At 68.6% G+C, this 23328-nt stretch carries 23 protein-coding genes; 14 read left to right on the top strand and 9 right to left on the bottom strand.

The window, feature by feature from the left end:
* Positions 1-271 precede the first annotated feature (271 nt).
* From V6D00_10090 to V6D00_10075, 4 genes are all read left to right on the top strand, one after another.
* Positions 272-490, top strand: a complete 219-nt coding sequence (locus V6D00_10090; GenBank protein HEY9899520.1) for a hypothetical protein — start codon at positions 272-274, stop codon at positions 488-490.
* A 106-nt stretch (positions 491-596) separates the two neighbouring features.
* Positions 597-1679, top strand: a complete 1083-nt coding sequence (gene tdh / locus V6D00_10085) for an L-threonine 3-dehydrogenase (protein HEY9899519.1) — start codon at positions 597-599, stop codon at positions 1677-1679.
* Between the two features lie 30 nt (positions 1680-1709).
* On the top strand, positions 1710-2912 hold the full coding sequence (locus tag V6D00_10080) for a glycine C-acetyltransferase (GenBank protein ID HEY9899518.1): 1203 nt from the start codon (positions 1710-1712) through the stop codon (positions 2910-2912).
* A 168-nt stretch (positions 2913-3080) separates the two neighbouring features.
* Positions 3081-3977, top strand: coding sequence for a C39 family peptidase (locus V6D00_10075; protein HEY9899517.1), 897 nt, complete (start codon positions 3081-3083; stop codon positions 3975-3977).
* Here the strand turns inward: V6D00_10075 and V6D00_10070 are convergent.
* The gene (locus V6D00_10070) at positions 3974-4633 is read right to left on the bottom strand and encodes a ribonuclease HII (GenBank protein HEY9899516.1); all 660 of its coding nucleotides are present in this window, start codon (positions 4631-4633) and stop codon (positions 3974-3976) included. The genes V6D00_10075 and V6D00_10070 overlap by 4 nt on opposite strands.
* A gap of 90 nt (positions 4634-4723) precedes the next feature.
* On the opposite strand from V6D00_10070, the gene V6D00_10065 reads away from it, so the two are divergent.
* Positions 4724-7396, top strand: coding sequence for a DEAD/DEAH box helicase (locus V6D00_10065; GenBank protein ID HEY9899515.1), 2673 nt, complete (start codon positions 4724-4726; stop codon positions 7394-7396).
* Between the two features lie 147 nt (positions 7397-7543).
* Here the strand turns inward: V6D00_10065 and V6D00_10060 are convergent, their stop codons facing one another.
* Positions 7544-7687: a hypothetical protein gene (locus V6D00_10060; GenBank protein ID HEY9899514.1), complete on the bottom strand. Its 144-nt coding sequence runs from the start codon at positions 7685-7687 to the stop codon at positions 7544-7546.
* Positions 7688-7896: 209 nt separating this feature from the next.
* On the opposite strand from V6D00_10060, the gene V6D00_10055 reads away from it, so the two are divergent.
* From V6D00_10055 to V6D00_10030, 6 genes are all read left to right on the top strand, one after another.
* Positions 7897-8481 (top strand): hypothetical protein, encoded by a 585-nt coding sequence (locus V6D00_10055; GenBank protein HEY9899513.1) that lies wholly within the window; start codon positions 7897-7899, stop codon positions 8479-8481.
* A 120-nt stretch (positions 8482-8601) separates the two neighbouring features.
* On the top strand, positions 8602-9351 hold the full coding sequence (locus V6D00_10050) for an ABC transporter permease (protein HEY9899512.1): 750 nt from the start codon (positions 8602-8604) through the stop codon (positions 9349-9351).
* Positions 9351-10112, top strand: a complete 762-nt coding sequence (locus V6D00_10045; protein ID HEY9899511.1) for an ABC transporter permease — start codon at positions 9351-9353, stop codon at positions 10110-10112. The genes V6D00_10050 and V6D00_10045 overlap by 1 nt, the downstream gene beginning before the upstream one ends.
* A gap of 9 nt (positions 10113-10121) precedes the next feature.
* Positions 10122-10925 (top strand): ABC transporter ATP-binding protein, encoded by an 804-nt coding sequence (locus tag V6D00_10040; protein ID HEY9899510.1) that lies wholly within the window; start codon positions 10122-10124, stop codon positions 10923-10925.
* A gap of 16 nt (positions 10926-10941) precedes the next feature.
* Positions 10942-11970 (top strand): MCE family protein, encoded by a 1029-nt coding sequence (locus V6D00_10035; GenBank protein ID HEY9899509.1) that lies wholly within the window; start codon positions 10942-10944, stop codon positions 11968-11970.
* Positions 11971-12082: 112 nt separating this feature from the next.
* Positions 12083-12520 (top strand): hypothetical protein, encoded by a 438-nt coding sequence (locus V6D00_10030; GenBank protein HEY9899508.1) that lies wholly within the window; start codon positions 12083-12085, stop codon positions 12518-12520.
* 4 nt (positions 12521-12524) lie between these two features.
* Here the strand turns inward: V6D00_10030 and V6D00_10025 are convergent, their stop codons facing one another.
* The 5 genes from V6D00_10025 to V6D00_10005 all read right to left on the bottom strand — a co-directional run bounded on the left by V6D00_10025 (position 12525) and on the right by V6D00_10005 (position 16388).
* A complete protein-coding gene (locus V6D00_10025) occupies positions 12525-12767 on the bottom strand; it encodes a hypothetical protein (GenBank protein ID HEY9899507.1) in 243 nt (80 codons plus the stop codon).
* 129 nt (positions 12768-12896) lie between these two features.
* Positions 12897-13727 carry a type II secretion system F family protein gene (locus tag V6D00_10020; GenBank protein ID HEY9899506.1) on the bottom strand — a complete coding sequence of 277 codons (831 nt, stop codon included), beginning with the start codon at positions 13725-13727 and terminating at the stop codon, positions 12897-12899.
* A gap of 19 nt (positions 13728-13746) precedes the next feature.
* On the bottom strand, positions 13747-14631 hold the full coding sequence (locus tag V6D00_10015) for a type II secretion system F family protein (protein HEY9899505.1): 885 nt from the start codon (positions 14629-14631) through the stop codon (positions 13747-13749).
* Positions 14632-14634: 3 nt separating this feature from the next.
* Positions 14635-15816: a hypothetical protein gene (locus V6D00_10010; GenBank protein HEY9899504.1), complete on the bottom strand. Its 1182-nt coding sequence runs from the start codon at positions 15814-15816 to the stop codon at positions 14635-14637.
* On the bottom strand, positions 15813-16388 hold the full coding sequence (locus V6D00_10005; protein ID HEY9899503.1) for a hypothetical protein: 576 nt from the start codon (positions 16386-16388) through the stop codon (positions 15813-15815). The genes V6D00_10010 and V6D00_10005 overlap by 4 nt, the downstream gene beginning before the upstream one ends.
* A gap of 240 nt (positions 16389-16628) precedes the next feature.
* Between V6D00_10005 and V6D00_10000 the strand changes: the two genes are divergently transcribed.
* Together V6D00_10000 and V6D00_09995 are read left to right on the top strand one after the other, a co-directional pair.
* Complete coding sequence (locus tag V6D00_10000; protein HEY9899502.1) at positions 16629-17753, top strand: hypothetical protein; 1125 nt, start codon at positions 16629-16631, stop codon at positions 17751-17753.
* Between the two features lie 5 nt (positions 17754-17758).
* The gene (locus tag V6D00_09995; protein ID HEY9899501.1) at positions 17759-18961 is read left to right on the top strand and encodes a hypothetical protein; all 1203 of its coding nucleotides are present in this window, start codon (positions 17759-17761) and stop codon (positions 18959-18961) included.
* 32 nt (positions 18962-18993) lie between these two features.
* Here the strand turns inward: V6D00_09995 and V6D00_09990 are convergent, their stop codons facing one another.
* Positions 18994-21132: a hypothetical protein gene (locus V6D00_09990; GenBank protein HEY9899500.1), complete on the bottom strand. Its 2139-nt coding sequence runs from the start codon at positions 21130-21132 to the stop codon at positions 18994-18996.
* A gap of 186 nt (positions 21133-21318) precedes the next feature.
* Between V6D00_09990 and V6D00_09985 the strand changes: the two genes are divergently transcribed.
* The gene (locus V6D00_09985; GenBank protein HEY9899499.1) at positions 21319-21786 is read left to right on the top strand and encodes a deaminase; all 468 of its coding nucleotides are present in this window, start codon (positions 21319-21321) and stop codon (positions 21784-21786) included.
* A 46-nt stretch (positions 21787-21832) separates the two neighbouring features.
* Here the strand turns inward: V6D00_09985 and V6D00_09980 are convergent, their stop codons facing one another.
* Positions 21833-23320 carry a hypothetical protein gene (locus V6D00_09980; protein ID HEY9899498.1) on the bottom strand — a complete coding sequence of 496 codons (1488 nt, stop codon included), beginning with the start codon at positions 23318-23320 and terminating at the stop codon, positions 21833-21835.
* Positions 23321-23328 lie beyond the last annotated feature (8 nt).

Here is a 23328-nt window from a genome sequence, read left to right as displayed (position 1 = left end):
GTTCACGAGCAAGCCTTCGTCCACGATGCACTGGAGCTGGTTCTTGCGATCGCGGGTTTCCATGGAGGGCCTCCCTTCTGATCGTTGGCGCTGGGACCGCATCGCTGAGTCGAGTCGTACGGCGCGCCGCGACTGGTGTTGCCGCCTCGGGGGTACACGGATTATAGCTCCCGGCGCGGATCGCGGCGCAACGATTCGTTAAGAGGGTAAACGATGGTAGAATGGGGTGTTTTACCGGTTAGCAAGCCGTTTCCCTAGTCCGGAGGTGCACATGATCCGAATCGTTTCCTCGCTCATCCTCGTCGCGATGATCCTGGCGGGCTGCCAGAAGGCGAAGCTCGAGTCGACCCCCTCGGATCCCTACCAGGCCCAGCGCCTGCGCACCCTCACCCACGACACGGACCTCGCGGGCGATCGCAAGGCGCCCGGCGACCTCTCCAGCCTGCAGCTCCATCTCAGCCCCGAGGCCTCGAACACTCTTGCGCGCTAGGTCGTGAGTTGAGGCGCTTGGCCCCTTCTGCTAGACTGAGGGGCGCAAAGTCGGGTGGGGCATGGACCTGAGATCGTGCCCCCGAACCCTGATCAGGAAGGATTGCATGGCGATGACGATGGCGGCCAACCAGGGCGTTGCGACCCCGGCGATTCCGGAGACCATGAAGGCGGTGGTCAAGGCCCGCCCCGAGCCCGGCGGCACGCTCATCACCACCGCGGTGCCCACCCCGGGCCCCCACGAGGTCTTGGTCAAGGTCAAGGCGACGACGGTCTGCGGCACCGACGTCCACCTCTACACCTGGGACGCCTGGAGTCAGGGCCGGGTCAAGCCCCCCCTCATCATGGGTCACGAGCTGGGCGGCGAGGTCGTCGCCGTGGGCGAGCAGGTCAAGACCGCCAAGGTCGGCGACTTCGTCTCGGCCGAGACCCACGTGGTCTGCGGCCACTGCTACCAATGCCGGACAGGCCTGGCGCACGTCTGCGCCAACACCACCATCCTGGGGGTGGACATCCAGGGCTGCTTCGCCGAGTACGTGGTCGTGCCCGAGGCGAACCTCTGGTTCAACTCGCCCGACCTGCCCCTGGAGTGGGCGCCGGTGCAGGAGCCCCTGGGCAACGCCGTCCACACGGTGCTCGCGGGCGACGTGGCGGGCCGCACGGTGGTCGTGAGCGGCTGCGGTCCCACGGGGATCCTCGCCTGCGCCGTGGCCAGGGCCGCCGGGGCGGGCGCCGTCATCGCCATCGACCTCAACGCCTACCGGCTGGACCTCGCGCTCAAGATGGGGGCGACCCTCGCCATCAAGGCCGACGAGGAGGATGCGATCGCCCGGGTGCTGGCGGAGGTGCCGGGCGGCGTGGACGTGGTCTGCGAGATGTCGGGCAACGAGCGGGCCATGAACGACGCCTTCAAGATGATCCGCGCCGGCGGCCGCTACTCGATCCTGGGCCTGCCCGGCAAGCCCGTCACCCTCGACGTGGCCAACGACATCGTCATGCGCGGGGTCACGGTGCAGGGCATCACGGGCCGCAAGATGATGGACACCTGGTACCAGGTCGCCAACTTCCTCAACGCGCGCCGGATCGACCTGAGCCCCATGATCACCCACCGCATGTCCCTTTCGCAGATCGACGAGGCCATGGCGCTGATGGTCTCGGGCAACTGCGGCAAGATCGTCCTGACCCCCTAGAGCGCGGCCGTTCCACTAATAGGAGAAACGATGAGCTACGATCCCTTCGGCTACCTGGCCGACGAGCTGCAAGACCTCAAGGACCGGGGCCTGTACCGGATGCCCCGCGTGCTCGAGGGCATGCAGCAGGCGGAGGCCTGCTTCGATCACCAGGAGGTCGTCAACCTCAGCTCCAACAACTACCTGGGCCTGACCACCCACCCCAAGCTGATGAAGGCGGCCCACGAGGCCATCGACCGCTTCGGCGCGGGCTCGGGATCGGTGCGCACCATCGCGGGCACCATGAGCCAGCACGTGGAGCTCGAGGCCAAGATCGCGGCCTTCAAGCACACGGAGGCGGCCCTGGTCTTCCAGTCGGGCTTCACCGCCAACTCGGGAACCGTGTCGGCGGTGCTCGGCAAGGAGGACGTGATCGTCTCCGACGAGCTCAACCACGCGAGCATCATCGACGGTTGCCGCCTGAGCCGCGCCAAGATCGCCGTCTTCAAGCACAAGGACGTGGCGGACCTGCGCCGGGTGCTGGCTGAGGTCGAGGGCAACTACCGCCGCACCCTGGTCATCACCGATGGCGTCTTCTCGATGGACGGCGACATCGCCCCCCTGGCGGACATCGTCGAGGTCGCCGAGCAGCACAAGGCCATCATCATGGTCGATGACGCCCACTCGTCGGGCGTGCTGGGCCACCAGGGCCGCGGCACGGTCGATCACTTCGGGCTTCACGGCCGGGTCCACATCCAGGTGGGGACCCTCTCCAAGGCCATCGGCTGCCTCGGCGGCTACGTGGCGGGCTCGCGCACGCTGATCGAGTACCTGATCCTCAAGGCGCGCCCCTTCCTCTTCTCGACCTCCCACCCGCCCGCCGTCACGGCGGCGGCCCTGGCGGCCTTCGACCTCCTGCAGGAGGACCCCACCCTCATGGAGCGCCTCTGGGACAACACCCGCTACTTCAAGGCGGGTCTCGAGCGCCTGGGCTTCGACACCGCGGGCTCCGAGACGCCCATCACCCCGGTCATCGTGGGCGACGGGGCGCGCGCGATGCAGTTCTCGGATCGCCTCTTCGCCAACGGCGTCTTCGCGCAGGGGATCGGCTTCCCGACGGTCGCCAACGACAAGAGCCGCGTGCGCACCATCGTCACCGCCGCCCACACCCGCGAGGAGCTGGACCGGGCGCTTTCCGTGTTCGAGCAGGTCGGCACCGAGATGGGCATCATCTCCCAGGTCGGCGCGCGCTAGCCGCGTTCCGATTACATCCCGCAAAAAGGCCCCGCAGCAGCGCTGCGGGGCCTTTTTGCGGGGAGCGGTGGAAATTCGTCGAAAGATAGCCGAAGCTTAATCGATGGATTACCGATTCTGCGTCCTCCCCCCCGATAATTCGAGGAAGCCGACTCCTGGGGGGAAGCCATGTCGACCATCCAAGCCTTTTCACAGACCGCAAGGCGGCATGCCGCTTTCACCGCCGCTCCCGCGCCTGCCGCCGGGGCCCCCTCGGCGGCCGGCTACGATGCCTTGCTCGATCGGCTTCACCTGCACCAGGCGGCTGTCCAGCCGAGCCCGGCCGTGAATCAGGCGGCGGTCATTCAGCCGTCGGCGGGCCTGAAGCAGCTGTTCGAGAAACTCGATACGCTGGTCGATCGCCTGGGCCAGGTCGTGAAGCCGAAGCCCGTGCCCGAGAAAAAGCCTGCGGCCCAGCCGAAGCCCGAGCCCAAGCCTGCGGCCCAGCCCAAGCCTCCCGAGCTGCCGAAGCCCGCCCCGAAGGCGGCCGCCAAGCCGAACGTCGGCGGCGGCACCTTCGTCTCCCAGTACCGCAGCGCCTCGAACACGGGCGAGGACGCGTCGCGCGCCAACGGCAACTGCGGCCCGGCGAGCCTGACGATCGTCGCCGAAGCTTTCGGCAAGCGTAGTGTCACGCCAGGCAACGCCAATTCGGCCATCGAGGACACCCGCCGCCGCATGGGGGCCGGCACCAGCAACGCCAGCGAGTACAACGGCACGAGCTACGACCAGCTCGTCAAGGGCGCCAAGAGCTACGGCCTCGATTCCGCCGTGCTCTACGGGGGCCTGGAAAAGCTCAAGGCCGAGCTGGCCAAGGGCCGCCTGGTCATCGCCCATCTGCGCCCGAGCTACCTCTTCCCGAATTCGACCTCGGGGCACTACACGGTCGTCACCAAGGTGGAGAACGGCCGCGTCTACATGCACGATCCGGCGAACCCGAAGGGGCCCATGTCGATCACGGTGGCGCAGTTCACCAAGGCCCAGGCCCAGCGCGGCGCCTACGGCCTGATCTCGCTCGGGGCTTAGCCTTCGCGCGATTCCGAGAGCGTTCGGCAGGGGCCGAAGCTCTGGCGGTGGTGAGGCGTGAGGCCGTGCGCGGCGATCGCGTCCAGGTGCTCCGCTGTCGGGTACCCCTTGTGCCGGTCGAAGCCGTAGACGGGGTACTTCGCGTGAAGCGCGACCATCTGGGCGTCGCGGTGGACCTTGGCGATCACCGAGGCGGCCGCGATCGACATGGACCGTGAATCCCCCTTGACCAGGGCCTCCTGCTTGGCCCGGATCCCCTTGATCTTCAGGTGCCCGTCCACCAGGAGCCGCTCGGGCTTGAGGGTCTTTCGGACCCGGCGCAGGGCGCGGGCCATGGCTTCGTGCGAGGCCTTCAGGATGTTGAGGCGGTCGATCTCCTCGGCGGAGCACTCGGCGATCGCCCAGGCGAGGGCGACCTCCTTGACCACCGAGGCGAAGTGGTCGCGCCGCGCTTTGCTCAGCTTCTTGGAATCGGTGAGGCCCGTCAGGCGCAGCCTGCTCTGTTCGAAGGCGGGATGGTCGGGCCCGGGAAGCACCACGCAGGCGGCCACCACCGCCCCCACCAGGGGGCCGCGCCCCACCTCGTCCAGCCCGGCCAGGTGGCGATCGCCCCTCGCCCAGAAACTCTGCTCGATGCTCCACATGTCGTCGCGCATAGCGGCCATTTTAGCGTATTGCCCGAAAGATGGCTTGGCGTGCGGGAGAGCGCGTGCTACACTGCGCAAAAACTCGAGAAAGGCGCGCCCATGACCATGCCCGCTACGGACCCCAAGGCGCTCGTCGCCGCCTTCGCCAGGACCCAGAAGTTCCCCCTCGACCCCTTCCAGGTCGAGGCGATGGAGGCCCTCGCGAGCGGGCGATCCGTGCTGGTCTCGGCCCCCACCGGCTCGGGCAAGACCGTGGTGGCCGAGTTCGCCGTCTACCTCGCCCTCGAGTCCAAGACGCGCTGCATCTACACCACGCCGCTCAAGGCCCTCTCCAATCAGAAGTACCGCGACCTCAAGGCCGCCCTGCCCGGCCAGGTCGGCCTGATCACGGGCGACGTGGTCCTCGAGCCCGAGGCCCCGGTGCTGGTGATGACCACCGAAATTTTGCGGAACATCCTGCACGCGGATCCCGCGCGGGTGGCGGACGTGTCGCACGTGGTCCTGGACGAGGCCCACTACCTCGGCAGCGAGGGGCGCGGGACGGTGTGGGAGGAGACGATCGTCTTCCTCAACAAGCACACCTCGGTCACGGCCCTCTCGGCGACCATCCCCAACGCCGAGGAGCTGGCCACCTGGGTCGGCACGGTCCACAAGCCCATGAAGGTGGTGTACCACGCCGAGCGGCCGGTCCCGCTCGAGAGCTACGTGGCCTCCCCCAACGTCAAGAAGCTCTTCTCGTCCAGCGGCAAGCTCGCCGTCAAGCGCTTCGGCGACGACGAGGGCTGGGTGGCCCCTCCCGAGCCGGTGGACGTGGTCAAGGATCTCCAGAACAAGGAGATGCTGCCTGCGATCTACTTCATCTTCAGCCGCATGGGCTGCGAGGAGCAGGCCCGCGACGTGATCAACGCGGATCTTGCCCTGACGACGCCCGAGGAGCGCCAGCGGATCATACACATGGTCGAGGCGGCGGTCCGCCAGACTCCCGGGATGCTCGCCTCCCATGCCACCAAGAAGTGGCTGGATCTGCTGCCTTACGGGGTCGCGCCGCACCACGCGGGCCTCTTGCCGCCGCTCAAGTACCTGATCGAGCGATTGTTCCAGCGGGCGCTCATCAAGGTGGTGTTCGCGACCGAGACCCTGGCGGCGGGCATCAACATGCCGGCCAAGACGGTGGTGATCTCGAGCATCATCAAGCGCACCGACGAGGGCCACCGGGTGCTCACGGTCTCCGAGTTCCAGCAGATGACGGGCCGCGCCGGGCGCCGCGGCATGGACGAGGTGGGCTACGGGGTCGTGGTGTCGAGCCACCGCTACTCGCCCATGGAGGTGGCGCACCTGGCGACGAGCCAGGCCGAGCCCCTCAAGAGCCGCTTCACCCTCAACTTCAACATGGTGGCGAACCTGACCCAGCGCTACGAGCCGGACCAGGCGCGCAAGATCGTCGAGCAGAGCTTCGCCCAGTTCCAGAGCTCGGGGGCGGTCTCGAGCCTGTTCGACCGCCAGCGCAGGACCCAGGAGCGCCTCGATGCCCTCGACTCTCGCTGCCCCTTCGACGAGACCAAGGAGCGCATGGAGCTGCTCGAGCGGCTCAAGCTCTTGCGCAACGACCGCGAGAGCCTGCGCAAGCGCATGGCGGGCATGGAGAGCTCCAGGCAGTACGTGTCGCGCCAGTCGGCCGTCTCGCAGCTCGTCAAGGCTCCCTTCGGCGCTTGGCTTCTGGTCCACCCGCCGGGGGCCGCGGGCCCCGAGCTCGGGGTGCTGCTCGACGTTCAGCCGGTCAAGAGCGGCGACGTGCACTACTCGGTGCTGCTCGAGACCCCCTCGATCACTCGCCTGGGGGGCCGTCACCTGGTCATGGTGCTGCCCGCCGAGCCCGTGACGACCATCCCCGAGGAGGTGGTGGTCAAGGCCGGCCGCATCAGCTACATGCAGCAGCACACCCCCGGGGATTACCGGCCGACATGGCACGAGTGGATCGCCCGCAGCGGCCTGGACCTGGAGGCGATGGTCAAGCCGATCACCGAGCCGCCCGAGATCCTCAAGGCCAAGGCGAAGCTCAAGGAGATCAACCAGGAGCTCGAGCGCTTCCCATGCACCAGCTGCAAGGTGCGCAAGGCCTGCCAGGAGGCGGTGCGCGATCGCCGCGTCCTGGGTCAGGAGCTCGGGCGCTTCGCCAAGGAGATCGACGTCCTCCACTCCAACCACTGGCGGGGCTTCCTGAAGCTCTCGAGGTTCCTGGAGGAGACGGGCTTCCTGCGCGGGCGGGAGCTGCTGGCCCGGGGCCAGGCGCTTGCGAGCGTGCGAACGACCAACGAGCTGGTGGTGGCCGAGGCCCTCGCCTCGGGGATGCTCGAGGGGCTCGAGCCCGTGAAGCTCGCGGCGGCGACCAGCGCGCTGGTCGCCGAACCCGTGCGCGGGCGGCAAGCCTGGCGCGGGCTCAAGTTCGATCCGGGGCTTCACCTGCTCTTCGAGCGGCTGGCCAAGGATGCCAAGCGCCTCGGCAAGAGGATGCTCGAGTCCGAGATCGAGCAGCCGATCTACCTGGTGCCCGACTACGTGGGGCTGACCCAGGCCTGGGCCGAGGGGATGGAGTGGGCGCCGATCGTCGAGGCCTCGGGGATCGACGAGGGGCAGCTGGTGCGGCACCTTCGCCAGGTGATCGACATGCTCCAGCAGTTCCGCGAGATCCCGGGGCTGGGCGAGACGTTCCGGGCGCGAGCGCGCGAGGCGGCGGAGCTCTTGGACCGCGACATCGTGAAGGAAGTGTTCTAAGGAACCTGATTTTATCCCCCCACCCCTGCCCCGAGCCGCTCTCGGGCATCCCTGCCCTTCGCGGCATCAGCGCATCCGTGCGCAAGTCCACCAGGGGGCAGGGTTAGCGGAACATCCCCCGAGCCCTGCCAAGGGCTCGGGGGATGATTAATAGGGCATTCCCCAGCGCATGAAGGTCCGCACGGCGTAAAGGGCCACGCAGGTCCAGGCGATCGCAAAGGCGTTGTCTTGTACCAGCGGCGGAGTCGCGCGGATCACCTGATCCAGCCACCCGCCCAGTTGAGCGAACATGGTGACACCTCCTCTCGGGTGCTTTCCATTCTGGTCGGATTCGGTTGAAAGCAAGTATCCATGCGGTTTCAAGGAGATTGCGTCCATCCTCTTTGGCTAATGTTAGATGAGAGTTAACTAGGACTTAACTTCATGGCCGCAAGATCTCCCGCCAAACAGTCCAAATACTGTTAAGAGCAAGTGAGTTTGGGTTTCACGGGAGGTTACCAATGAGCACGTTCCGCAAGCACGCCATCCTCTTGGTTGTCGGCACCCTGGCCTTCAGCATGGCCACCGGCTGCGGCCGCACCCCGACCGGCGTCGACGACGGCACCGGCACCAACACCGGCGACGACACCAGCATCTACGATCCCGGCACCGGCGGCGGCAGCACCTACAACCCCGGCACCGGCACCGGCACCGGCACCGGCACCGGCAGCGGCATCTACAACCCCGGCACCGGCACCGGCGGCTACCCCGCCGCCTCGCAGGTCATCGCCACCCCCGGCAACAAGCAGATGGTCGCCGGCGGCTTCCTCTGGCTCTCGAAGAAGATCAAGACTGCGACCATCACCGTCCAGAACCCCGGCACCACCGCCGCGTCGGGCAAGCTCACGGTCTCGCTCTCCTGGAAGGGCGAGCAGAAGGAGACCCAGGAGATCCCCTTCAACGTCGCAGCCGGCCAGACGACCACCGTCAATCTGACCCCGAAGGAGACGGTCGACGACTTCACGGTCTCGGTCATCGCCGACCAGAACGCGGGCACCGGCTACGGCAACGGTACCGGTACCGGCACCGGCAACGGCTACTACTAGACCCGCTTCGCTCCTCTCCAACCCAACCGCTCTTCAGCAAGGCCCGGGCAACCGCCCGGGCCTTGCTGCACGCGTAACGGGCCCTTGTTGCGGCCCACGCGATGATGGTAGGATGGGCCCATGCGCAACTTCTTGGCCGTCCTCGGCGGGATGGGCCGCTTTCTCGGCGAGATTGCCGTCGCGATCGCCACGCCCCCCTTCTTCTTCGCTGAAACCCGCCGTGCCCTGCACGCGGTCGCCTTTCAGTGCCTGATCCCGGTGCTGGCCATCATGACGGCCGTCGGGATGATCGGGGCGCTCCAGGGTCTCGCCGTCATCCGGATCTTCGGGGCCGACCACGTCCTCTCCAGCCTCTTGGCCGAGTCGATCCTGCGCGAGATGGCCCCGAGCCTCGGCGCCATCATGATCGCGGCCCAGGCGGGGACGGCGATCGCCGGCGAGATCGGCACCATGCGCGTCAAGGAGGAGATCGACGCCCTCGGCGTGATGGCCGTTCCCCCCGTCAAGTTCGTCGTCGTCCCGCGCCTGATCGCCCTGGTCGTCGCTTGCCCGGTCATCAGCCTCTTCGGCTCATTGGCGGGAATGCTGGGCGGCTACATGGTGGCCGTCGGCCTCAAGGGCGTCACCAAGGGGGTCTTCGTCGGCAACCTGCTCGAGTTCGTCCACATGAACGTCGTGCTGGGCGGTCTGCTCAAGAGCGTGGTCTTCGGCGCGCTGATCGGGCTTATCGCATGCTACTACGGCTACAACGTCACGGGCGGCGCCCAGGGCGTGGGCAAGGCCTCCAACAAGACGGTGGTGCATGCGATCGTCGCCATCGCCATCTCCAACTACTTCATCACCACGTTCCTGCTCAAGGTGATCGGCTGATGGCTAGCCTGCTTTCCAGGGGGGTGGGGGTCCTGGCCGAGGTCGGGGCCATCGTGCGCTTCCTGGGCCAGGTGCTCAAGGCGGGAGTCCGGCGGGCGCCCAGCCCCTCGCTTGTCATCGAGCAGATGGTGAAGATCGGCCTCGAGAGCTTCCCGGTCATCATGGCCATCTGCGCCTTCGTCGGATCCAACATCGTGCTGGTCGGCTACTACGCCTTCCAGCGCTTCGGCGGCCAGGACATGGTGGGGGCCTACTCCGGCCTGATGTCCCTGCGCGAGTTCGCACCCATCATCGTGGGGGCCATGATGGCGGCCAAGCCCGGCACCGACATGACGGCGACCATCGCCACCATGCGCATCCGCGAGCAGATCGACGCCCTCGAGGTCATGTCGGTCAACCCCTTCTGGTTCCTGATGGTCCCGCGCTTCATCGCCTTCATCCTGGTCGCGCCGTGCCTGATCGCCTTCGCCTCGATCGCGGCGATCGCGGCGGGCTACGGGGTCGCCGTCTTCCAGCTTGGCGTCAACAGCGGCACCTTCGTCGCGGACCTCACGCGCTACCTGACCGTGACGGACCTGTGGTGCGCCATGCTCAAGGGGGTCATCTTCGCCACCCTGACCTGCCTGGTGGCCTGCTACTACGGCTTCACCTCGGCGCCCGGGCCTCAGGGGGTCAGCCGCGCCATCAACCGGACGGTGGTGGTCGTCGCCACCCTGATCGTCATCGTCAACTACTTCCTGTCGGAAGCCTTGTTCGGGTAAGGAAGGGCCATGGCCATCGAACATCCAAGCGCCATCACGGGATCCGGGCCGCTGCCGCAAGACAGCATCGTCGAGTTCCGCAACGTCCACAAGGCCTTCGGCAAGCAGAAGGTGCTGGATGACGTCTCCCTGCGCATCGAGCGCGGCAAGACGACCGTCATCATCGGCCCCTCGGGCACGGGCAAGTCGGTCTTCATCAAGCTCCTGGTCGGCCTGCTCAGGCCGGACCAGGGCGGGATCCTGGTGGACGGCCAGGACCTGACCCGCCTCAAGGAGAAGGACCTTTACGAGGTCCGCAAGAAGTTCGGGATGCTCTTCCAGGACGGGGCCCTCTTCGACTCCATGAACGTGGGCGACAACGTGGCCTTCCCCCTGCGCCAGCACACCAGGAAGAGCGAGAAGGAGATCCGTTCGATCGTCGCTGCAAAGCTCGCCCAGGTGGGCCTGCCCGGCGTCGAGCACAAGTTCCCGGCGGAGCTCTCGGGCGGCATGCGCAAGCGGGTGGGCATCGCCCGGGCGATCGCCCTCGAGCCCGAGATCGTGCTGTTCGACGAGCCCAACTCGGGCCTGGACCCGGTCATGTCGGATGCGATCGATAAGCTGATCCTGCGCATGCAGCACGAGCTGGGCCTTACCTTCATCGTGATCAGCCACGACATCCCCGGCACCTTCCAGATCGCCGATCGGATCGCCATGCTCTACAAGAGCAAGCTCATCGCCTACGGCGCGGCCGACACCCTCAAGGAGTCGGAAAACCCCATCCTGAGGCAGTTCTTCGACCGCAGCGCGGACGGCCCCATCCAAGTCGTGTAGTTTAGGTAGGAGTCAAATGGAACGCAAGCTCTGGAACGACGTCGCCCTCGGGGCCTTCATCCTCGCGGCCCTCGCCCTCTTGGCCTACATGTCGGTGGCGGTGGGCGGGCTCAAGCTCGGCAAGGCGATCATGGTCACGGCCAAGTTCGACAACGCCGCGGGCCTCGTCAAGGACGGCGCGGTCATGATCGCCGGGGTGAACGTGGGCTCGGTCGAGTCCCTCTCGGTCGCCCACGACAAGGCCCTCGTGAAGCTGCGCCTCAAGACCGACGCCGACATCCGCCGGGACGTGAAGGCGGCCATCCGCATGAAGAGCCTCCTGGGCGAGAAGTACGTCGAGCTTCTGCCCCAGTCCGAGAGCGCGCCTTTGCTCGCGGACGGCGACGCCATCTCGCAGACCGACGTGCCGGTCGAGGTGGACGAGCTCATGAAGTACGTGGGCCCGGTCCTCAAGGACGTGGACCCCAAGGACGTCTCCTCTCTCGTCCACGGCCTGGCGACCGCCGTCGGCGGCCGCGGCGAGGCCATGGGCAAGACCCTCGACACCGCGGGCACCACCCTCGCCACCCTCGACCGGATCCTGACCCGGAACGAGGACAAGCTCGCCCACATGATTGACAGCCTGGACCGGACGGCCGACGCCGCGCCGAGCCTCATCAACCGCCTCGATCGCATGACGAGCGACCTGGAGCCCGCCACCAAGGCGCTGGGCAAGCGCGGTCCCGATCTCCTGGCCCGCCTGGACCGCGCGAGCGCCGAGCTGGCCCCCACCGTGACCGCCCTCGGCAAGAAGGGCCCGGCGCTCGTGAACCACGCCGACCAGACCCTGGTCGCGCTGGACCCGACCCTCAGCCGCCTTCCCAAGACCCTGGACGGCCTAGAGCCCTCGCTCAGCCGCCTGCCCAGGACCCTGGACACCCTGGACAAGCTCGTCACTCGCCTCGACGCGACCCTGGGCAAGCTCGATCCGATCCTGGACCAGACGAAGGGCCGCGAGCTCGTCGAGAAGGACGGCTCGCTCAAGGTCAAGGCGCGCCTCTTCTAGCAATTGACCGGGATCACGCCTCGAATGTGAGTGGCGGCGCCAAAAGCGCCGCCACTTGCCGTATAATAGCCAGCGATCTGATCGTATTCGGACCCTGCGTCGAGGAGGCCCCGTGAACAACCCGTCGAGCCCATCCGTCCCGGCCACCGAGCATGCCGTCGTGCCGGTGTCGCCGCTGCGGCGGCGCTTGCCGATCGAGACCCTTCACTTCGGCGCCCTGCTCATCGCCCGGCGGATCATCGACGCCCGCCAGCTCGACGAGGCCCTCAGCCTCCAGGCGACGAGCCCCTACCTCAGGATCGGCGAGATCCTGCTCGGCCTGGGCTTCATCTCCTTCCCGCAGCTGAAGGGCACGCTCGAGGACCAGTACCAGGACGTCAAGCTGTGCGACACCCTGATGAAGCTCGGGCTGGTGTCCATCGAGCAGATCGGGACGGCGCTCGAGACCCAGGAGCGCACGGGCGATCGCCTCGCCCCGGTGCTGATCGATCTGGGGGCCTGCACCGAGGCGCAGATCTACCGCGCGCTCTCGGCCCAGGAAGGGAAGTAGGGCGTCACCTCGAGGCGGCGTGCAGGATGGCGTCGAGGATGGCGTCGGCCAGCTCGCGGTAGTGGGTCTGGACCTCGGGGTAGTGGCCGCTGGAGCTCGACGGGAACAGCAGCAGGACGACCTTGTTGTCGGGCGTGCGCTCGAAGCTCCACGTGAGCATCTGGTGCCTGTCCGCGTGGAGGTAGCTCAGCACCCCGCAGAAGCTCGTTCGGTCCTCCCGCTCGATGATCACGCGATCGATTTGCATGCTACCCCCAATACTGGCATGACGTTTGCCGGAGCGGCCGCGCCAAGGGCCTGGTGCGCTTCGCGCCTTGATTCGAGGTGCGTTCGAAGTGCCGGCTATTCTATCTCCGGGCCCATCCCCCCGGAAGGCTCACCTGGCTCCCAGGGCGATCGCCATCAGCGGGCCGAAGCACGTCACGATGATCCCGAGCATGAGGGTGATGGCGCGCCTGGCGCGCGCGCGCTTCTTCTCGAGCCACTCGGCCTGGAGCGCGAGGGCGCACTCGCGAAGCTGCGCGCGCAGGGCGGCCGCATCGTCGCGCGAGGCGAGCACGGCCCCGACCATCCGGTGAAGCTCGCTCACGTCGCAGCGCTGGGCGAGCGCCACCAGCGCCTCTTGTCGGCTGTGGCCGAGGCGGGTCTCCTGCAGGTAACGGAACAGCTCGGTCTTGAGGATGCGATGGCCCGGGCCCTTGTCGCGCACCACGGTGCCCAGGGCCGACTCGAAGCCGACGCCGACCTCCACCAGGCACGCGATCCGGTCAAGGAGGGCGGGCACCGACCAGGCGATGGACTCCTTGCGGCGCTGGCTGCGCCCCTCCAGGTAGCCGCCCAGGAGGTACCAGCCCAGAAGCGCCAGCGAGGCGCCGCCGACCACGCCCCAGGTGGTGCCTGAGCGGTCCGTGAGCCACCAGCCGTAGCCGATCCCGAGGGTGGCGGCCAGGGCGGCCATCAGGAGGGTGACCCCCAGCGAGCGGCGCGCGGTCCGCGCCATGCCGCGCCAGATCTTGCGTGGCTCGAAGGTCTCCGAGAGCCAGCCGACGATGAGCGTCAGGCGCCCGGTGCGCCCGGCGAGATCGGCGTCTTCCTCCAGGAGCCCCAGGCGCCTGGCGACCACGCGCCGGCGACGCAGGGCGCGCTCGAAGGCGAGCGCCGCGCCGCCTCCTGCCAGCGAGAGGACCGTGAGCACGATGGCCAGCATGGCTTGCACCTCCATGGTCTTACCCGCCCTGCCCGAGGCCGACGCACACGCGGTTGATGGCGAGAGTCCCCGCGCAGAACAGGCCGAGGATCACGACCTTCAGGAGGGTGAACCCATCGGGCCGCGCCAGGGGCTCGAGGGCGACCACCGCCACCGGCACCACCAGGACCCAGGCCAACAGGCGCACCGATCGCTCGACTCGCCCGGCCGCCAGCCGGGTCCGGTGGCGGTTCGCCAGCACCTCGTGGACGTTGAAGAGCGCCACGGCGAGGCGCTGCCCGCGCTCCTGGGGGACCGAGAGGCTCGAGGCGACCATCTCGGCCTCGGGCACCGGGTTGCGCCGGGCGAAGCGGGAGAAGGCCCGCTCTTCGGTCTCGCCGCTCGCGATCGCCGCGTGGATCCCGGCGAACTCCCGGGCGATGCCGCGCGGGGCCTGCTGCGAGACGGCCTCGATGGCCCCGAAGAAGGAGTTGGTGTCGCGCAGGTGGGTCGCCATGATCCAGAGGGCGGCGGGCATCTGGCGCGCGACCTGGCTCAGGCGCATCCGGCGCCTGAGCCAGCCGGCTCCCAGCATCCAGGCCAAGACCAGGGCGCCAGCGGCGAACGCACGCAGCGAGCCCCATGCCCAGGCCGAGACGCCCAGGGCGCCGACGAGGGCGAGCACCGGCACGCCGAGGCGCAGGTAGCGGGTGCGCATGCGCAGGCGCTCTTTGCGCTTCGCCTTGGCGCGCCGCCGCTCCTGCACCTTGCGGGTCTGGGGCGAGTCGAGGGGGACCAGGCCCGGCCCCGTCGCCTCGAGGGCCCCCAGCCGCGAGCGGACCAGGAGCGCGCCGCGGTGGGGCACGAACCAGAGAGCGATGAGCGAGAGGATCGTGGCGCCGAAGAAGGCGAGGAGGTACCGCATGGGCTAGGCCCCGAAACCGGTGGCGGGGCCCTTCTTGAACCAGGCGACGAACTGCTCGAAGGGGTTGGCGGGCTTGAGCTGGACCAGCGCCCGCGTCTGCGGCTCGGTGAAGGCGGTGATCATGCGATCCAGGTCCCGGGCCAGCGCGCCGCGCGGATCGGCCTGGAGCACGGGGACGCCCTGGTTGATGGCGCTGCGGGCGCTCACGGGGTCGGCGTGGAGCGCAAGGTCGATGCCGCGCCGCAGGATCTTGCCGGCTTCCTGGCGGCTCACGTCGCTCTTCTCGCCCCAGGCGACCAGCTCGAAGCGGGCGGTGTCGAGGCGCTCCTCGCGCCACAGGGCCAGATCCCGCTGGATGCTGCGGATGTGCGCGATGTCGAGGAACATGGGCAGGTAGACGCGATCGCTCAGCTCGAGGATGGTGCGGTTGACCTCGCGCAGGGCCGGGTGGGTATCCACCACCACCCAGGCGTCGCGCTGGCGCAGCAGGTGCAGGAGGCTGCGCAGCTTGTCGGGGGATTGGTCGTGATCGCCCTTGGTCCACCCCAGCAGCTTGATGCCGCTCGGATGGGGGCAGAGCGCCCCCTCGAGGCGGCTGCCCGCGAGCACCGAGGCGATCCCCTGCTGGGGCTGGAGGTTGAGGAAGAGGTCCAGGTCGCCGTGGTGGAGGGCGCCGTCCACCAGGAGGGTCTCGCGGCCGGTGGTGCGGAAGAGGGCGATCGCGAGGTTGACCGCGAGGGTCGAGCGGCCCGCGCCCCCCTTGGGGCCGTAGCAGGTGATGATCTTGCCCGGGGTCGCACCGTCGTTCAGCCCATCGGGGACGGTGTCGGGGGCGGCGAGCCGCTCGAGGAGCTGGATGAGCGAGGCGCGCTCGCTCGTGCTCACGAAGTCGCTCACCCCGGCCTGCATCAGGGCGAGCCGGCCCCCCTCGTCCTCGGGGGTGCCGAGGGCCACCAGCCGGGCCCAGGGCGCGACCGCCTGGAGCCTGCGCGCGGTGTCGAGGGTCTGGTCGCTCATTCCGACCAGGACCAGGTCGGGCTGGCACAGCGAGGCGAAGTGGATCCCCGCCTCGCCCTCGTGGACCTCGCCGATCAGGTCGCAGCCCTCGAGGCCGCGGATGTCCGTCCGGTGGCGGTCCCGGGTGCCGTCGTCGGCGATGAGCAGCGTGCGCAGGGGCTTGGTCATGAGCGGCCTCCTTGGCGTTTGGGCGACGGGGCCTGGCGGAACTCGACCTGGAGCTCCTCGCCTTGCATGGTGAAGACCACGTCCCCGGGCTGCGAGTGACGGATGATGATGCGCTTGGGCACCGGCTCGGCTTGCTTGCCAGGCGCGTGCTTCGCCGCTTGCCGGGTGGTGGCCTCGGGTGGGGCGAGTGCGGCGGTCGGTGCCTTTGCGGGTACGGCCTTCGGGCCGAGGGGGGGCTTCGCGGCGGCGGTGGGATTGGGGGGAGCGGGGTGGCTCGCGCTCGCGGCAGGCAGCGGCCTGACGGCGGCCGAGCGGGTCGCCGGGGGCTGAGGAGCAGGCTTTGGCACCGCCGAGACGCTCGCGGTGAGCGGGGGGGTGCTGGCGAGCGAGGCGCTCGCCGCGAGGGCCGGATGGGGTGGGGCCGCCGCGACGCCCGCGCTGGGGCTGGATGTCTGGATGCTTGCGGGTGCGACCTCGGCGAGGGTGCTGCCGTCCGCCTTCTGCGAGACGTACAGCACGCTCGATGCGGCCAAGCCGCAGCAAACAGCGATCGCGAATCTGAAAGGGGTCATGCCCATGGCCGGAACCTCCTGTATCCCCGGCACCATACCCCCCCTGTCTTGCGCCGAGGTGGCCCTTGCGTTACGTTCGAATGAACGAAGGCTTGAGCCCTTTTTTCCGACGCCCGGAGTCAAAGAAAAATACGAGCGAGGCTTTCTTCATCCCGCCGTAACCGTCGGGTCACCTGCGGGCCATCCGCGCGCCGTACGATCCGGAGCGACCCTTGAGCGCTCGACTTCAGGAGGGACGGCATGAAGACCTGGATCCGCACGGCCCTGGCCGGCAGCATGGCCCTTGCCCTGGCCGCTTGCGGCGGCGGGGGCCCCGCGGGCACCACCGGCCCCGGGCCCGACGACATCCCCCACGAGGTGACCGCCGAGTACACCCCCGGCGAGGTCTCGGCCGCGCCCTCCATCGAGCAGGCCCGCGCCAACGTCGTGGCCTCGACCCTCGCCGGCACCGGGGTGCAGGGGGGAGAGGACGGGGCGGGCGCCGGCGCCACCTTCGCGGCCCCGGAAGGGCTGTGCGTGGCCTCGGACGGCACCCTCTACGTGACGGAGCCCTACGCCTACCGGATCCGCAAGATCACCCCCGGCGGCCAGGTCTCGACCCTGGCGGGGGGCCTGAGCGATCAGCCGGGGCGTGCCGACGGGCTGGGAAGGCAGGCCCAGTTCATGGGCCCCAAGGACGCCGCGATCGCCCCGAACGGCGACCTGTACGTCGCCGACTTCGACGCCGTGCGCAGGGTCTCGCCCGCCGGCCAGGTCTCGACCCTCTCGCTCAGGAACCCCGACGGCAGCCCCTACGATCCCGTCGAGCTCTTCGGCATCGCGATCGACGCCTCCTCCAACCTCTACCTGTCCAGCACCTACTGGATCGACAGGGTGACCCCCCAGGGCGTCGTGACGCGCTACGCGGGCAACGAGGGCCGGGGCTTCGCCGACGGCCCGGGCACCCGGGCCTACTTCAACCTGCCGCGCAAGCTCGCCTTCGACGGGGCGGGCAACCTCTACGTGGCCGACTTCGGGAACCTGCGCATCAGGAGGATCGCCCCGGATCGGACGGTCAAGACCATCGCGGGCAACGGGATCCTGGGCTACACCGACGGCGACGCGGCCCACTCGCGCCTCAACTTCCCCATGGGCCTCGCGGCCGACGCGTCGGGCCGGGTGCTCGTCGCCGACACCTACAACCACTCGGTCCGCGAGATCGGCCAGGACGGCCGCATCCGCACCGTGGCGGGCAACAACTGGCCCGGCTTCGCCGACGGCACGGGGGCCGTCCAGTTCCGGCGCCCGGGAGACATCGCGCTTTCTCCCGACGGCGCCATCGTCGTCGCGGACATCGACAACGCGCGCATTCGCATCCTGAGGTGAGCCCCGTGCTCGGCGACACAAGACGCCTGCTGCCTCTTCTCGCCTTCGCCCTCGCGGCCTGCTCGGCGAGCGGCCCCGCGAGCCCGGCGCGGCCGCTCGCCAGGCAACCCCTCGTCGCTTCCCCCACCCTGCGGCCGGGCGCGACCCCGGCCCCCACGCCGACCCCGCTCGCGGGCGATCGGGACCTTGCCATCCAGACCGTGGTCGGCACGGGCGAGGCGGGTTTCTCCGAGAACCCCCAGGTGCCGGCCGATTCCATGCTCCACGCCCCCACGGGCCTCGCCATCAACCGCGGAGACCTGCTCATCGCGGATTCGGGTAACAACCGCATCCGCAAGCTCACCTACGACGGGCAGCTCTTCACCTTCGTGGGGACGGGCGAGCCCGGCTTCAACGGGGACGGGCGCAACCTGAGCGACCTGCAGCTCGACGCGCCCTACAAGATCGTCTCGGACGACGCCACGGGCCTGATCTTCTTCTCGGACCGGGGCAACGGCGCGATCCGCTGCATCGACATCAACAACTTCCTCATCACCATCGTGGGGCGCGGCAGAGAGCCGCTGGTCACCGGCGCCGAGGCCATCCCCGGCCTGGACGCCCGGCTCGACGGGCCCGCCGGCATGGCCATCGACTCGCAGGGCAACCTCTTCGTGGCGGAGATGGACGCCAACCGTATCCTCAAGCTGGACGGCAACCACAGCTGGCAGGTCTCGGTCTACGCGGGCACCGGCCAGGCCGCCTTCGGGGGCGACAACGGGCCTCGCCTCCAGGCCCGCTTCAACAAGCCGAGCGACATCGCGATCGACGCCCAGGACAACATCTACGTGGCCGACATGGGCAACCACCGCATCCGCAAGATCGCCCCGGACGGCATCGTCACCACTCTCGCCGGGGTCGGACTCCCGGGCTTCGGCGGCGACGGCGGCCCCTCCGAGGAGGCCTGGCTGAGCTTCCCGAGCGGGGTCGCGGCGAACAACCAGGGCAGCGTCTTCATCGCCGACAGCGGCAACCACCGGGTCCGGGCCATCAAGGCCGACGGCACCATCGCCACTCTTGCGGGCACGGGCGAGACAGGCTACTCGGGAGACGGGTACAGCCCTTTCCTTGCCGCCATGCGCACCCCCTTCGGCCTGGCCTACACGCCCTCCGAGGGCCTCTTCGTGGCCGAGCGGGACAACCACGTGGTGAGGCGCTTCAACGTGCCGTAACATGCCTGGTTTTGTCGGGTGCTCTTTGGCGCCTACTGCCCGAAGGCCTTGGCGGAGACCCGCGCCTTGATCATGGCGACCAGGCGCACGCGCAGCGCGTCGGTGCTCTTCATCGCAACCGGCTGGCCGTTGGTGCCCGGCGAGGTCAGCCTCAGCCCCACCGTCCTGGCGTCCTTGAAGAAGGGGATGTCGGCGGTCGAGAAGTCGATGAGCGAGCGCGCCGTCGCGGTGCCGTCCCCCAGCGACAGGGTGCGGACCAGCGGGGCCGGGTCGTTGAAGGGGTCATCTTGTTTGCTGAACAGCAAGTTGATGTCGAGCGGGATGCGCAGGCCGTTGTCCACCTCGGCGGCGATCGCAAGCCGCTCGATCTGGCCCTGGGCGAGGCGCTCCTTGGTTCCCGCGTCCAGGGTCAGGGGGGTGGCGGGCGTGATGTCGTAGGCGGGATTCGCCTTGCCCGGTCCCATCTCCTTGAAGACCAGGCTCAGGGGAACGGCGATCGAAACCTTGCCCGAGACCTGGTCGTCGCGGGTCAGGGGGACCGCCACCCCCCGGGTGTCGATGGCGACCTCGGCCCCGGAGATCAAGGAAGTGACCCCGGCGTTCAGGAGATCCGCCAGGTTGGAGTTGCCCTCGTTGATGTCGAGGACCGTGGTGCGGGTGATGCCGCGCGTCTCGGAAGGGGCAAAGGAGCGATCGCCCCGGTAGTCGAGCGCGCGGGTGGAGCCGTCCTTGAGCACGGCGCTGATGGTGGGAGTGATGGCCCCCGAGAGGTGGCTGCGGTTGTCGAGGCTGAGCGCGAGGCTGACGCGCTTCAGGGCGATCCCCGCGCGCGTGAACCCTTCCGGCAGCGCGACGGGGGTGGAGGAGGTGGCCACGGTGAGGGTCTTCTTGACGACCGCCTTGACGCTGTCGATCACAAGCTCGCTCACCTCGACCCGCGCCCCCATGGTCGGTGCGGCGCTGAACGGCGCCATCCCTCCCGGGAGGGGCCCGAGGCCGACAGGCAGGCGATCCACGCCGGCCTCCGTGTCGTAGGTGAAGCCCGACACGCTCACGGAAAGAGGCTCACCCGTCAGGCTCGCGCCGGCGAGGGGGATGACGTGCCGGCTCTGCGAGGGCGGGCCCGCCGGGATCTCGGCCGTGAAGGCCAGGGGGAGCCCCTGCGCGTCCTTGATGCCCGTCATGTCGAGGTTCAGGCGCGCGTTCAGGCCGAAGCCGTTGGTCACCGTCAGGGCGAGCGAGCCGCTCGCGATCGTGACGTCCGAGATGGAGTGAAGCTCCGGGCTCTCCGGGACCCTCAGGGCCCCGATGCTCTGGGTCGAGCTGGGGAGCGCCTGGGCCGGCAGCGAGATCTCCTTGATCTTGAGAGTGGAGCGAAGGGTGGTCGCGAGGTGCTGGGAATCGTCCAGCTCCCGGATGCGCAGGCCCGCCCTGAGGGTTCCTCTCGACCCGAAGGAGATCGTCAGGGAGTTCCTGATCACCTTTCCCTCGTCGAGCTGCACGACGATGGTGGCGCCGTGGCCCAGGGACGCGCTCGGGTTGGCGGCGCGCCATGTCCGGTTGAGGACGACCCCCTCGCTTGCGATCGTGAGGTCGTGCAGCGCGAGCTCGACCTTGTCCCGGTCGGCTCCGCCGAGGTCGCTCGTGACCGCGAGGGTGACGCTCGAGCCCGCGTCGAGCTTGCCGCCCCGCAGGTCGCCCAGGCTCACCGCCTCGCTCTGGTCCTTCGGGGTGAAGGCCTGGTCCACGGGCAGGGCCAGGTCGGGCTCCTCCGGCCCGTAGGCGATCGGCAGGTTGAGGCTCGCCAGGCTCAGCCCGGGCCCCGCCAGGGGGCCGGGATCGAGCGAGGGCATGGGGGCCGAGGTGTCGGGGAGCACCGAGGAGGTGGCCGGCACCGTCAGCGATTCCGCGATCCGGAAGGCGGGGATCTCCTTGGGATCCGGGCGCAGGGAGTAGGTGTGGTCCGCCTCCTCGGTCAGGGGCAGGTCCGCGGACGACTCGGCCAGCTTCGAAACCGCGAGGCTCGCCTCGCCGAGGCCGACCTTCATCTCCACGGGCCAGCTGGGCAGGGCGCCCGCGGCGCCGCTCGAGCCGAGCCGCCCCACCGTCGAGATGAGCTCCAGCCCGCAGCCCGTCACGATGAGCGCGCAGAGGGAGGCAAGAGCGCCCAACAAAACAGTTCCGTTAGGCCGCTCTAGGCGGCCATCGGTCGTAAAATGCCTCGAGATGAGGCGAAGCCGGACGGGCGCCATTTGGACCTCGGTGGGGCGGCAGCGGTGACGGGGCTAGCTTACCTGCTTATACCCCTCTCGGGGCCTCGACATCCGTGAGCAACGTGAGGGTGCTAGAATCGAGACATGACGAATTCAAGCAAGCCAGCAGCCTGGACCCGGCCCGACGGGCGCCCGACTCCCGAAGCCACCTACATGCGCCTCGCCTTCATGTGGGCCGAGCATTCCACCTGCTCGCGCGCCCGGGTCGGGGCGGTGGTCACCACCGACGACCTGCGCCGCACCGTCGGCCACGGCTACAACGGCGGCGGCGTCGGGATGGGCGACAACGGCTGCGCCCACGAGGGCAAGGTCCCCGGAGCCTGCGAGCACCTCCACGCCGAGGAGAACGCCCTGCTCTTCTGCAACTACGAAGGGCCAAAGGTCCTGTTCGTGACCATCGAGCCCTGCCTGATGTGCGCCAAGCGCATCGTCAACAAGGGCGGCATCCGCAAGGTCTACTACGGCGAGGCCGCTTACCGCGACAAGCGGGGTCTGGCCTACCTGGCGCGCGCGGGGATCGAGGCGATCCACTTCGCGCCGCCGTCCGCATAAAGCAAGAGGGGCACCCATCCGGGTGCCCCTCTTGCTTTATGCGGTGTTACTTGGTCAGGTTGACGTTGTAGGTCTTGGACTTGGTCACCCTGCCCCACCAGTCAATCTGGCGCAGCGTGACCGTGCCGGTCATCTTGAGCTGCCCGTTTTCGCGGATCAGCTTCAGGTTGCAGTTGACCGTACCCTCGGAGTCCTGGTACGCGGTCTTCTTGTCGTCGGCGAAGGCGCCGTTCGTCGAGAAGTCCGTCGGGGGCAGGTTGTCGAAGGCGTCCGCCCTGAACCAGCTGTCGAAGGTGTACTTGATGTTCTTGCTGTTGTACTTCTGGACGACGACCTGGTAGTCGTAGGGGTTGCCGGTCTGGCCCTTGCTCTTCCAGGTGCCGATCCAGTCCTCCATCGAGAACTTGTCCTTGTCCTTGTCCTTGTCCTTGTCCTTGTCCTTGTCCTTGTTGTTGTCGTTGGCGACGACAGGGGCAGGGGTCGCGAGGATGACAGGGGTCGGGGTCGGGACGACGACGCGGATCGGGGTCGGCTCCGGGATGGCCGGGGCCGGGGTGGCCTTGGGCAGCGCGTTGGCGTTGCTCGAGCCGGGCAGGTTGAGATCGTGGCCGCTGGTGCCTGCGGAGGTGGGTTGCTTGATCTCCGAGACGACGGCCTCGTCCGCCTTGAAGGCGGCGCGCTTCTGCGAGCCGGCCACCGAGGTGGCGCTGCCGCCACTGCCGCTATCCGAGAGGAAGGTCGCGCTCTTGGCCTTGGCCGCCTCGTTGGAGGCCAGCGAGAGGGGAACGCGGGCGAGCAAGAGGTCCTTCGAGACGGTGGCGGAGTTCTCCTTGACCAGCTGATCCCAGAGGTCGTAGCGGGCCAGGCCGTTCCGCTCGGTGGCGCCGGTGTTGGTCCAGGGGCCGACGTCGACCTTGGGGTCCGCCTCGCTCATCAGGGTTCCGTAGATGCCGTCCGACCACTGGAACTGGTAGAAGTTGCTGATCTGGTACTGCTTCTGCTTCATGTTGAAGACGGGGCTCTGGTACTGGACATCGTTCCAGGTGTCGATCTTGACCAGCTTGAAGACCTCGTAGATGCCGTTGTTGAGGGTCTCCTTCGAGGGGTTCTTGAGGTCGGTGCGGACCTCGCGGGGAGTCTTCGAGACCACCTGGCGCTCGGCGTCGAAGCGCTGGGTGCCCGCGCTGACGTACTGCTCGGCGGTGTTGGACGCTACCAGCTTGCGGGTGATGGCCGAGTCGGCCACGAAGTAGTTGCGGTCCCGGAACGAGAGCATCTCCCAGTGGCCGGCGCCGTTGGCTCCCGCGGGCAGGGGGGACGAGACGGGATCGGGGACGAACTCGGTCACCGGGCGCTGGCCGACCAGCACCCAGCCGGCGCCGGCCTCGGGCACCCAGTTGCGAACGGTCTTCTGGCTCGTGAGAACCCAGCCGGGGCCGGGATCGGGGGCGGCGGCGAGCGCCGGGGCGACCGGCAACAGGGTGCCGGTGGCCGCGAGCGCGAACATCGCCTTGTAGAGCTTATTCATTCTCATGATGATGG

Source organism: Pantanalinema sp. (assembly GCA_036704125.1).
Classification (GTDB): domain Bacteria; phylum Cyanobacteriota; class Sericytochromatia; order S15B-MN24; family UBA4093; genus JAGIBK01.
Note: the sequence above shows the minus strand (reverse complement) of the source record. Positions and strands in the feature narration are given on the sequence as shown.